Consider the following 10,180-nt stretch of genomic DNA (forward strand, 5'->3'; position numbering starts at 1 on the left):
AACTCGGCAAAGGTTTTCCCCTTGCTCAGCACCTCTGGTCCCAAAAGGGCATGGAAGATCCCTCCTGCCCCCAGCACCGCCGAGGCAATCAGGTGCAGAACGCCCACCACAAAAAAGGGATAGGGATCCGTGGCCACCCCCTCTGCATTCACGCCGATGCCCAACGTGGCCAAATGGGGCAGCAAGATCAGCCCCTGGCTGCCCATGGGCTGAGCCGGATCCCAGTGGGCCACCTCAAACAAAGTCATGCCGCCGGCCCACAGCATGATCAACCCCGCATGGGCCACGTGGGCCCCCAGCAGCTTTCCGGACAGATTCACCAAGCGAGCATTGCCCGCCAGCCAGCTCACCTGAGGGGATCCCTCAGCAGAGGTAGGCGATGAAGATAGAACTGCGCCAGTCATGACAAACTCCCACAGTATCCACAACAAGCTAAGAAGCCGAGTTTGAGATTACAGATTGAAGAGTGTTTTGAGTTTGGCCGTCCACTCTTTAATTCGTTTTTCCGTCAGCTCCGGCTGATTGTCTTCATCCAGAGCAAGGCCGACAAACTCGCCGTTAACCACTCCCTTGGACTCATTGAACTCGTAGCCTTCTGTAGGCCAGGAGCCGACGTTTTTTCCGCCGCGCTCGGCAATTTTTTGGGCCAGGATCCCCATGGCATCTTGAAAGTTGTCGGGATAGCCCAACTGATCCCCAACTCCAAAATAGGCTACCGTCTTACCGGAAAAATCGATTTCATCCAAATAGGGGAAAAACCCATTCCAATCGGCCTGCAGCTCCCCGATATTCCAAGTTGGACAGCCGATGATTAAGTAGTCGTACCTATCAAAGTCCTCAACCGTGGCCTCGGCAATGTTGATCAAATCTACATTGTCTTCGCCCAGCTCTTTTTGGATCATCTCAGCGGCTCTCTCGGTATTTCCGGTTTGAGTGCCGAAAAATAGACCTACTTTTGCCATTGCTCCTACCTCGAAACTGCAAGTGCAAAGCTCAAAATCAGATGGCTAGATTGCCGTTAGGCCTGCTGCGCTGCAAGTTCTACTCTGCCGGTACGGAAATTGAACCCTCGCGCTTTCAGGGCATGGAACAGGTGGCCCTGAAGGAAGAAAAAGGCCAGCCAAAAATGGGCATTGGCCAGCCAAACCCTAGATGTGAGAGCTCCCCCTTGCTCAAAGAAGGGATAGCGATCCAAGCCCACCTGCAGCAGCGGCCCATAGAAAACTTCGGGATAGACCACTGGGTTAACGGCAACGAAATAGGCGGCAATAAATCCCATCAAGGCCAAAGCTCCCAAGCTGTAGGAAAGATAAGCTTCCCCAGACCAGATAAAAATCCGTTCTGCCCAGGCAAAAGGCTTGGTCGCGATATGCCAAACCCCACCTGACACCAGGAGCAAGCCCAGCCAGAGGTGGCCGCCCACCACGTCTTCTAAAGTGTCCACCCCGGCGATCCAGTGGCGCCCTTCTATGCCCAACAGGTGGCCAAAGGGGTTCCAGTTGGGAGACACCAGGCGCACCTCTCCTGCCACCGGGTCGAACAAGCCGCCAAACACCACTGCCTTGAGCACCAAAAGCCAGGCTCCCAATCCCAGCAGCACCAGGTGGATCCCTAGGATGGTGGTCATCTTGTTTTTGTCTTGCCAGTCGTAGCTAAACAGGGGAAAGGCTTTGGGATCCAGCACCGCCGGCCCGCGCAGGGCATGAAAAATGCCGCCAAACCCCAAAAAGGCAGAGCTGATGAGGTGGATCGCTCCCACCGCAAAGTAGATATCCGTATCCAGGACTTCCCCGCCGGATCCCACCCCCAGCCCCAAGCTGGCCAGGTGGGGCAAGAGAATCAGCCCCTGCTCATACATCGGTCGGCTGGGGTCAAACTTGGCCAACTCGATCAGGGTCATCGCCCCTGCCCAGAGAACGATCAGCCCGGCATGGGCCACATGCGCCCCCAGCAGCCGGCCAGAAAGATCGGTCAAACGGGCGTTGCCCGCCCACCACGGGATCTGTTGTTGCGAGCTAGATCCCCCTTCTTGCTTGAGTGTCGTCGCTGTCATCTCCGCTCCTCTTGCGTTTCTAAACAAGCTTTTCTAGGAAAAGGCCAGAGACCTTGCCCCAGGCCCGCCTCTGGCCGCACGGACACATCCTTTCGAGACACGTAACCAACTGTTGAGAGTAAATCTCAACAGCGAGCTGTGACCTACTCTAGGCTTCTTGCAAACAAATATCAATGTCTTTAGAGTTAAGTTTTGTTAAGAGTCGGACTTGTATCCGCCCATAGCCCCACCTGGGGAAGCTGCAGATGGAAGCTGGCCCGCAGAGGGACGAGCCGGGCGATCCGGTGGCAGCCGGTGATAAAAATCTCTCCCTTCTTAAGATTGAGTCGCAATAGCTGGATTACAATCAAGCCAAAGTTGGCCAAGTCGAGGGCAAAGGAGTCGGAGGAGATGTCGAGGTATCTGAAGCTGTGGACGGGGATAGGGCTTTATGTTCTGGTCAGCGGGGCCGCTTGCGGGGAAACCCAAAAGGATCCCTCGGCTGCGGGCGGCGGGGATCCACCGGCCCTGAGCCAGGCTTCGCCTCAGCAGGCAGCTCAAATGAACCCGGAGTGTCGGCCTATCCCGGTGGATGGCGGCGGCGAGGGTGGGGAAGAAGGGGCAGGCTCTCGCCGGCCAGCCGTTGTGCTCTCTCCTGAGCAGCGGTTTCAGGATCGGCAGATTTTGCTCGACTTTGCCGATCAGGTGGTGATCCCTGCCTATGAGCAGTTGGTCGCCGATACCCAGGCCCTGTCTCAGGCCATCCAGGCCTTCGTGCAAGATCCCAATGCCCAGACTTTGCAAGCGGCTCGCCAGGCTTGGTCTGTTGCCCGCATCACTTGGGAGGAGAGCGAGGCTTTTGCCTTTGGGCCGGCGGCTTATTTGGGGCTGGATGCGGATTTGGACGAATGGCCCCTGAACGAGGTGGAGGTGCTGGAAGTTCTCAACAGCGGCGATCCCCTCACTCCAGAGACCGTGGCCGAGTTGGAAAGCGGGCAAAAGGGATTTCATGCCGTGGCCTTCTTGCTCTTTGGCGTGGATAACAACAAGTCTTTGCAAGACTTTACCGAGCGGGATCGGGAGTACTTGGCTGCCCTTGGCCCAGTTTTGGCGGATACGGCGGCAAAGCTGCTCAAAAGCTGGACAGAGGGAGTGCAAGGGCTGCCTGCTTTTCGCGAAGAATGGGTAAAAGCCGGCGAGGGCAGCAAGAGTTATCTCACGCTGCAAGCTGCTGCTGAAGAAATAGCCCAAGGTATTCTCGGCATGTTGGACGAGCTGGGCAAGGTCAAAATTGGCGAAGCCTTCGCCCAGCAAAATCCTTTTCTGCTGGAAAGTCGCTTTGCCCACCATTCGCTGCCGGAGTTCCAGGCCAATGTGCGCAGCGTTCAGTATGCTTACTTGGGCGGATTTAGAGATAGAAAAGGTCGTGGCCTGAGCCAATTTGTCCGGGACATCAATCCCAATTTGGATAGTCAAATTCAGTCGGAGTTACAAGCAGCGGCGGCGGCTCTCCAGGGGATCCCTGCCCCTATCGAAAAAAGCCTTTGCGATGCCAATGCCCGTGGATCTATTACTGCCGCTATGGAAAAAATTGAAGACGCTTTCGACAGCTTTGCTCAGGAAGTTGTGCCGCTCCTGCAGTAGTAAGAAAGTCCCAAAAGAGCTGAGTTGCCGATATTTTGATAGCCGATGCGTCGTCTTCTCCAGATTTTCATGCTGGGATTGGCCTCTCTTTGGGCGGCGAGCTTTCTGGCTTTCCCCGCTGCCCCAGAGGGATCCCAGCCATTGCCCCCTCGAGCGGGTGGCGAAACAACCCTTTGGAACCGCACCTCAACAGCCTACGAGCAGCCGGCTCCCAACTTGGATCCCCGCTGGGCCAGGTTGCATGCCCTGGGGGACATCGCCTTTGAGGCTCGCTTCGTCACCGCTCCGGCGCCTGTTAACCCCGGCCTTGGGCCTCTGTTCAACAACAACTCCTGCGCCGGTTGTCATGTTAAAAACGGCCGAGGTTTTCCTGACAAGGGGCAGCGGGTCGTCAGAGTCAGCCAGGTTGGATCCCTGGATAGAAGCGGGGATCCCCAGCCTTTTGGATGGGAGGCCATTGCTCCTCATAGCAACACTCCCCCTGTGGCCGGCATCGGCACGCAGGTTCAAGAAAAGGCCGTTCGGGGCTATCGGCCAGAGGCCAAGGTGGAGTTGCACTGGGTAGAGCAGACCAGAGAGTACGCCGACGGAACTCCCTACAGGCTGCGTTCTCCTGTTGTAAAGCTGTTAACTCTGGAGGGATCGCCCATCGATCCTGTCCTCATCTCCCTGCGGGTCCCTCAGCCGGTGTTTGGAGCTGGCCTACTGGAGGCAGTTCCTGAGTCTGAGATCCTAGCAGCAGCTGATCCTGACGATGCAGATGGAGATGGCATCTCTGGCCGCCCCAACTACGTCTGGGATCAAGAGCAGCAGCGTCTGGTGCTGGGACGGTTTGGTTGGAAAGCCAATACCCCCAACCTCAGGCAACAAACTGCGGCCGCCTACGCCAACGACATGGGTGTCACGAATCCTCTTTTTCCGGCCGCGGATGGCAGCCAAGATATCGACGAGGCCACTCTCCAAGCGACAACCGTTTACGTGCAAACCCTGGCCGTGCCTGGCCGCGCCCTTTGGCAGGATCCCCAAGTTCAGCGAGGGGAAAAGCTCTTCGTCCAAGCCCAATGCGCCAAGTGTCACCGACCAGAGCTACAAACCGGCATTCATGAGATCCCTGCCCTGGCCAACCAAGTCATCCACCCCTACACCGATTTGCTGTTGCATGACATGGGCGAAGGACTAGCAGATGGCCGCGCTGACTTCGAGGCCACGGGCCGAGAATGGCGCACCCCCCCTTTGTGGGGCATCGGCTTGTCGCAGACAGTTCTGCCCTCCTCCGGCTATTTGCACGATGGCCGCGCCCGCAGCCTCGAGGAGGCCATTCTCTGGCATGGGGGAGAAGCTGAACGCTCCCGCGAGATCTTTAAAAATATGGCTGCTGAAGACAGAGAAGCCCTGCTCTATTTTCTTCGATCCCTCTAGAGCTCTGCCCATTTCCGCAGCAGGTTCGCGTAAACTTTGGAGATCAAATCAAAGTGGCGTGTCTTGCCCGATTCCTGAAACATCTGCTGCCGCACAGTCTGTAAATCAAAGAGGATCTCGCGTTCTTGCGGATCCCTAATTAGGCTTTGAACCCAACTGACGGCAGCATAGCGGATCCCACGGGTTACAGGCTCAACTCGGTGCAAGGTGGAAGCAGGATAGAGGATCAAAGCACCCGCCGGCAGCTTGTAGGCTTGCTCCCCCTCGCTACTCTCGATCTTCAGCTCACCGCCATCATAGTCTTCAGGGGCACTTAGAAATAGCGTAAAGGAAATATCCGTGCGCATCAGCTGATGCCGATCGAGCATCAGCGCATCGTCGGTATGAGTGCCATAGGACATTCCCGCTTCGTAGCAGCTAATTAAAATGGAATGAATGAGCTTGGGCCGGGCAGCCATCTGGAACAACAAATTACGCTCTAGAGCTGCCAAGATAATCTCCTCTATCTTCCGTTGCTGAAGGGATCCCTTTGGCATTTGCCTATTGTTTTTGACAAGCCTGGCATTCCAGCCTGCCGTCAGAGCACCATCCACAAATTCAGCATCGGCTATGAGGGACAGAATCTGTTGCAATTCTGCTAAACTAAGAACATCGCCAATACACAAGATCATTATCAACCTCTAAAAAGCAAAATACATGACACCTTCTACACTAGCAAAACAAGCCTTATGAAAATCATGCCTACTTCGAGCATCCCTCGGAAACCTTAAGCATCTAGCAGAGAAAGTAGAGATCTTTTGCCCTATGCAGCCACCTTCTGGTATTCGACAAAAAGAGCTCTGCGAGCTATTGGGCTTAGACTACAAGGCTGTTGCCACCGAGGCAAAGCGTCTGGGCTTGAGCACACATGCCTATCTGCAACAGAAAACAGGTTGGATCCTGAAGGATGAACTCTATTATCCGCCCGGCACTACCTTTGACAAGTCAGCAGATGGCGAGTCAGTAGGATCGTCCCCTACCCCCTCAGAGGATTTGTCCTCTAGCAGCAAAATCAATTCCAGAAAAAGGAAAGACATCCTCTCACTGCTGTTGTTGCTTGTTGTCCTGTTAGCTGCCATCTTGCTGGCCCGTCGCTTAGATCCAGAGGCAACTCGAGAATTTATAGCAAAACTAGGCCCCTGGGCACCCCTTGCCCTGATTGGATTACGCTCCCTGAGTATTATTATTCCTGCCATACCCAGCACCCTTTACTCCATCTTGGCAGGAGCCCTCTTTGGATTTGGATCGGGAATCCTTTACATTGCAATTGCTGATTTTATCTCTTGTACACTTAACTTCTACCTAGCCAGAAAGTTTGGTAGAGACCTAGTACAGCGAGTAGTTGGGCGACAATGGATGTACAAAGTCGATGCCCTTTCAGCTAACTATCTGGAAAACAATATTTTTCTTACAGCTGGTTTTTTAATGACGGGCCTATTCGACTTTGTCGCCTACGCCGCCGGCCTAACCCAAATAAAATGGCAGAACTTTCTTCTCGCCCTAGCTTTGGGCATTGCCGTCTCTACACTCCCAGTAGTGGCTCTGGGGGCAGGGATCCTAGAGCAGGGAAGGTGGCTGCTGGGCTTTGCTTTGCTGGGAATGTTTGCTTTGGCGATGTTAAGCGGCTGGCTGAGTAAAAGGCGGCGTTCTTAACTTGCCTTTGATAAAGTCAGAACAAAAGCAAGGTCAGCAGTGGCTTCTAACTCATGGGGAACATTTGCCGAAATTAAGACAAATATGCCCGGAGATAGAGAGATCTTCTCACCTGCAAGGGTTAAGACTCCAGTTCCTTCAATGACGTGGAGAGTAGCGTCCCTTGTGGAGGTATGCTCGGAAATACTTGTGCCTCCCGCCATACAGAAAAGAGTATGTTGGCAGACTTCACTTTTCCAAATGATCTTGCTGAGAACTCCTTCCACAGAATAAGCAATGTGATCTTTGAGCTGCAAAAAAGGTGACTCAGGGGAGACAAGAGACATCATTAAGCCTCCTTCTTGGCAATCAGTATGATGTAGCCTAGGTTATTTCGATATCGGCTAAAGATTTGCTTCATAGATAAGATCCGCTGCCGGATTACAGGACGTGTAAGCACATTCCACACCATAGTTAAGAGCGTCGGCAATCCTTCCTCTGTAGCAATAGCAACGGGATTGAGCAAAGTTAAGGGGCCGGTGGCATACTGGACAACCGTAAGATTTGCTTGCTGAACAGTTGCAAGCCAGCTGTCAGTAGATAAAGGATTGGCATTGACATGGATTACGGAGGATAACTCCTTGCGGATAGCGTCGCTGTTGGATCCCTCAACTCGCAGCTCATGGCTGAGGAACTTACCCCCTGGCTTGAGGCAATTGTAAATCCCTGACAAAATCTTAGATTTTCCTGCATCGGACTGCATTGTTAAAATAGCTTCCGCCAAGACATAGTCAAATTTCTGATCGATTTGATCTAGGTGAAAGATATCGCCCTCGAGGATCTCAACTTGGCCGGCTAGCCCTGCTGCAGAAACATTAGCGCGAGTGCGAGCAATGTTATCTGGATTTTTCTCAATGCCGGTAACATGTATGCCATAGCGCTTTGCCAATCGAATAGCCGTGTAGCCAAGGCCTGAGGCAAGTTCCAGCACAGTTTCTCCTCGACGGAACTCGGCAAACTTGAAGAGCCGTTCGGTAGCGCCAAAGCCCCCCGGTCGAAGTGCCTTTTTACCTGCCGCAGCCAGTACCTGGTGTCCAGGTGCATTTTTTGAGTCCAGCTTAGACATAGGTAACTCCAAAAAAGATACAGCCTTTTAATTTAAAATAGGGTACAGGTATTCAAGAGGAAGGAGAGAAAGGAATGCCGACTCATTCTTTGGATTTGCGGCAAAGAGTTGTAGCAGCCTATCAGGCAGGTAACACCTCCATCCGCCAGGTAGCTAAACGCTTCATGGTGACCAAAAGAACAGTACACCGCTGGGTGCGTCAGTACCAACAAACTCAAGATTTAGCCCCTAAGAAAGCAGGCACCAAGCGAGTGGGCATTTTGGAACAACATCGGCAGGAAGTGATGGCAATTATTACAGAACACCCAGACTTCTACCTGTGGCAGTATCAAGAACTGTTGCGCGAGCGCTTAGGAATCAATGTAAGCATCGTCACGATACATAATTTCTTGAAAAAGCAAGGAATGACTCTAAAAAAAAGACCTACCGCAGTGCAAAAGTCAAAGAAGAGGAGGTGCAAAGGGAACGACTAGCTTATAGTCAAGAAGTCAGGAATATTCCAGCGGAGGATTTGATTGCCATCGACCAGACGGGAGTCTGGGAGGGAATGAAGCGGAGAGTATCTCGGAGTTTACGTGGTCAAAGGGCTTATCATTATCGTCAGAGATACAAGGGTGAAAAGTATACGGTTATTGGAGCTATTTCCTTGAGAGGTGTAGTTGGCTGTCGTGTCATCAAGGGTGGGATGAAGAAAGGAGATTTTTTGGAGTTTTTGAGAAGCGAGCTATGTCCGAAGCTAGATGCGAGGAAGGTTGTGATTATGGACAATTTAAATATCCACAAGAGTCGGGAAGTTGAGGAATTGATTAGGGGGACAGGAGCACGAATCCTATACCTGCCTGTGTATGCGCCGGAGTTGAATCCCATTGAGATGATGTGGTCGGTGTTGAAGCATTTTATTCGGCAGCTTTGCAGAATTGGGAAATATAGCATGGAGCAGATAGTGAAGACTTCTTTACTACTGATCAATCCATCCTCCTTCCGAAGTTGGTTTGCTAAGTGCTGCTATTGTACCCCTTGAGCCCTTAACAGGCTGTACCCTGTGGCCATCTGTTTTGAGCTTGGCTGTGAGCACCTCATCACCTTCTATAATGAGAGATGCCCACAGCCGCAAAGAAAAACTTATTTTTCTCAGCTATTCGAAAAATCGAATATTAGAGAAGAGGAAAAGTTGAGGGGATGAACTTTTTTGGCCATCCTGCTCTTCCCAAATTCTTCTCTCAACCAGAATCCAATACCGACCTATTTTTTGATAACGATCTTCGTAGATCATCTTTGCTTGAGTTTTTTCTCCAGTTCCTGGGCTACAATACTCAGCAGTGTAGTGAGTGGGTAGGTAGCCCTCACCTGTATCGTAAAACTCTTGAACTGAGACTGTAATTGTCCGATTGGCAAGATGGCGATGTACCATTTGAATGTGCTTGCCCTGAACCCAGTACCTATCGGTAGAAGATAAGCCCGAAACAAGAACTTCAGTGATGTCTGAATTTTGTGGCTCTCCATAGGCAAAGGTGTGGCCACCGTGTTCCTCGTCGAAGGAATGACGAACGCGATGCACCATGACTTCCCACATCTGTTCCCGTATTTTCTGGCGGATCTCCTCGTCCTCGACGCCGGCAACATCGATCTTCATGTTGCGGTCAATACTCACAACTCCTGAGAAGGAGAGGCTGCTGTCACCTTCTTTGGGAAAGTAGGTTATCTCAGCTCGGTAGCCAGGAAAGTCTTTGTCCCAGGTGTAGCGATTCTCAAAAGCCTCCTTGAATAGCTCTCGGGCCGGAGCTTGCTGTGCTGCCATAATCTCCTCCTTAATGAGAAATTTTACTATTTAAATCCTAGTAGAGGCTGATGGCTGGCCTTGGGATTTTAAGGTTTCCTTATGACTGGCCACCCGCTCAGCTCTCTTGTTCTCGAAGTTTCTCGAAGTTCTTGGCGGTTACCGATGGGCAGGAAGGCGGAACCTCAATCCTTCACTTGGCCTGAGGGGAGCCTTGAAGTTAATGAAAACCATTGGCAAGGCGCTGTCCACTGGCAACAGAGGGAGAGAGCTAAGCTAAAGCTCGGCGCTGTTGGCCTTTTGGCGACAAGCTGGCAGGAAGAGAGTCTGCTTTCTCAACTCACTCCATGTCCAAAATCCAACCCCTGAACCCAGAGCGGATCGCCCAGATGGCCGCGGGAGAGGTGATCGACTCGCTGGGGGCTGCTCTGCGAGAATTGCTGGAAAATGCCCTCGATGCCCGGGCCACCCGCATTCAAGTGGAGATCTGGCCGACTCGCTGGCAGGTGCG

General features: G+C 52.6%; 10 protein-coding genes and 1 pseudogene. 4 read left to right on the plus strand and 7 right to left on the minus strand.

Features of this window, described 5'->3' with window-relative positions:
• From NW849_RS12885 to NW849_RS12895, 3 genes and pseudogenes are all read right to left on the minus strand, one after another.
• Window positions 1-404: pseudogene (locus NW849_RS12885) on the minus strand (chlorophyll a/b binding light-harvesting protein); the annotation flags it as partial.
• A 48-nt stretch (window positions 405-452) separates the two neighbouring features.
• Complete coding sequence (gene fldA / locus NW849_RS12890; protein WP_414358087.1) at window positions 453-962, minus strand: flavodoxin FldA; 510 nt, start codon at window positions 960-962, stop codon at window positions 453-455.
• A 56-nt stretch (window positions 963-1,018) separates the two neighbouring features.
• Window positions 1,019-2,053 (minus strand): chlorophyll a/b binding light-harvesting protein, encoded by a 1,035-nt coding sequence (locus NW849_RS12895; protein ID WP_099812753.1) that lies wholly within the window; start codon window positions 2,051-2,053, stop codon window positions 1,019-1,021.
• Between the two features lie 390 nt (window positions 2,054-2,443).
• Here NW849_RS12895 and NW849_RS12900 point away from each other — a divergent pair, with 390 nt between their 5' ends.
• Window positions 2,444-3,676, plus strand: a complete 1,233-nt coding sequence (locus NW849_RS12900; protein ID WP_011433843.1) for an imelysin family protein — start codon at window positions 2,444-2,446, stop codon at window positions 3,674-3,676.
• 45 nt (window positions 3,677-3,721) lie between these two features.
• Complete coding sequence (locus tag NW849_RS12905) at window positions 3,722-5,095, plus strand: di-heme oxidoredictase family protein (protein ID WP_414358088.1); 1,374 nt, start codon at window positions 3,722-3,724, stop codon at window positions 5,093-5,095.
• Here NW849_RS12905 and NW849_RS12910 read toward each other — a convergent pair.
• The gene (locus NW849_RS12910; protein WP_011431398.1) at window positions 5,092-5,766 is read right to left on the minus strand and encodes a Fe2+-dependent dioxygenase; all 675 of its coding nucleotides are present in this window, start codon (window positions 5,764-5,766) and stop codon (window positions 5,092-5,094) included. The two genes, NW849_RS12905 and NW849_RS12910, sit on opposite strands and share 4 nt — an antisense overlap.
• Window positions 5,767-5,899: 133 nt before the next feature.
• On the opposite strand from NW849_RS12910, the gene NW849_RS12915 reads away from it, so the two are divergent.
• Window positions 5,900-6,787 carry a TVP38/TMEM64 family protein gene (locus NW849_RS12915; protein WP_414358091.1) on the plus strand — a complete coding sequence of 296 codons (888 nt, stop codon included), beginning with the start codon at window positions 5,900-5,902 and terminating at the stop codon, window positions 6,785-6,787.
• Here the strand turns inward: NW849_RS12915 and NW849_RS12920 are convergent.
• Window positions 6,784-7,116, minus strand: coding sequence for a cupin domain-containing protein (locus NW849_RS12920; protein WP_011433845.1), 333 nt, complete (start codon window positions 7,114-7,116; stop codon window positions 6,784-6,786). The two genes, NW849_RS12915 and NW849_RS12920, sit on opposite strands and share 4 nt — an antisense overlap.
• Window positions 7,116-7,892 carry an SAM-dependent methyltransferase gene (locus NW849_RS12925; RefSeq protein ID WP_414358094.1) on the minus strand — a complete coding sequence of 259 codons (777 nt, stop codon included), beginning with the start codon at window positions 7,890-7,892 and terminating at the stop codon, window positions 7,116-7,118. Before NW849_RS12925 ends, NW849_RS12920 begins: the two co-directional genes overlap by 1 nt.
• Before the next feature lie 74 nt (window positions 7,893-7,966).
• Here NW849_RS12925 and NW849_RS12930 point away from each other — a divergent pair.
• Window positions 7,967-8,913 (plus strand): IS630-like element ISSoc15 family transposase gene (locus NW849_RS12930; protein ID WP_414358097.1). Its coding sequence is split into 2 segments (ribosomal slippage): window positions 7,967-8,303 and window positions 8,303-8,913, totalling 948 coding nucleotides; the frame shifts between segments, so codons are not numbered across the junction.
• A gap of 114 nt (window positions 8,914-9,027) precedes the next feature.
• Here NW849_RS12930 and NW849_RS12935 read toward each other — a convergent pair.
• On the minus strand, window positions 9,028-9,690 hold the full coding sequence (locus NW849_RS12935; protein ID WP_011431401.1) for a DUF3386 domain-containing protein: 663 nt from the start codon (window positions 9,688-9,690) through the stop codon (window positions 9,028-9,030).
• Window positions 9,691-10,180 lie beyond the last annotated feature (490 nt).

The sequence above is a fragment of the Synechococcus sp. R55.3 genome (assembly GCF_047461975.1).
Classification (GTDB): domain Bacteria; phylum Cyanobacteriota; class Cyanobacteriia; order Thermostichales; family Thermostichaceae; genus Thermostichus.

Coding starts and splice junctions, on each gene's coding strand:
- NW849_RS12915 (WP_414358091.1), top strand. CDS start 5,900: ATGCAGCCACCTTCTGGTATTCGACAAAAAGAGCTCTGCGAGCTATTG.
- NW849_RS12920 (WP_011433845.1), bottom strand. CDS start 7,116: ATGATGTCTCTTGTCTCCCCTGAGTCACCTTTTTTGCAGCTCAAAGAT.
- NW849_RS12935 (WP_011431401.1), bottom strand. CDS start 9,690: ATGGCAGCACAGCAAGCTCCGGCCCGAGAGCTATTCAAGGAGGCTTTT.
- NW849_RS12895 (WP_099812753.1), bottom strand. CDS start 2,053: ATGACAGCGACGACACTCAAGCAAGAAGGGGGATCTAGCTCGCAACAA.
- NW849_RS12900 (WP_011433843.1), top strand. CDS start 2,444: ATGTCGAGGTATCTGAAGCTGTGGACGGGGATAGGGCTTTATGTTCTG.
- NW849_RS12905 (WP_414358088.1), top strand. CDS start 3,722: ATGCGTCGTCTTCTCCAGATTTTCATGCTGGGATTGGCCTCTCTTTGG.
- fldA (WP_414358087.1), bottom strand. CDS start 962: ATGGCAAAAGTAGGTCTATTTTTCGGCACTCAAACCGGAAATACCGAG.
- NW849_RS12925 (WP_414358094.1), bottom strand. CDS start 7,892: ATGTCTAAGCTGGACTCAAAAAATGCACCTGGACACCAGGTACTGGCT.
- NW849_RS12910 (WP_011431398.1), bottom strand. CDS start 5,766: ATGATCTTGTGTATTGGCGATGTTCTTAGTTTAGCAGAATTGCAACAG.